A 421-nucleotide genomic window follows, 5' to 3' on the forward strand; every position below is an offset into this window, starting at 1 on the left:
AGCTTGCGCAGGATGTCTCGCGTCAGTCGCCCAACCAGCGTCGCCATTTTCTTGAGAGCCTTCTTCAAACGCTTGAACTGTCGGGCATGGGCGTAGCCCGCCGCTTTGTGTTTGAGATGAGTCAGTTCTTTTTCGTAGCTCTGACGTAACGAAATGCCTTGGGCTTTGGCTAACATCCCCCGCTGTTCCTGTACACGTTTGAAGAGTCGGCTGTCGGTCGGATAGGCAATGGCTTTTTCCATCACGGTCGTGTCCGCGACCAAGGTCTGACAGCTGGCTTCGTCGATGATATTCAGTTCCAACCCTAGGCGAACCGTCATTTTCATCAGTGTCTTTAAACCGTCCTCGCCGAGACGTCGGCGGAAACGCCCGAACGTGATGGAATCAATCGGTGGTCGATGTTGGAAATACTGCTCGCCGC

General features: G+C 54.2%; 1 pseudogene. It reads right to left on the bottom strand.

From position 1 onward, the window contains the following. A pseudogene (locus WG929_RS20990) lies at positions 1-326 on the bottom strand (hypothetical protein); the annotation flags it as partial. Positions 327-421: the final 95 nt, after the last annotated feature.

This window comes from Oceanobacter antarcticus, assembly GCF_044962685.1.
Classification (GTDB): domain Bacteria; phylum Pseudomonadota; class Gammaproteobacteria; order Pseudomonadales; family Oceanobacteraceae; genus Oceanobacter; species Oceanobacter antarcticus.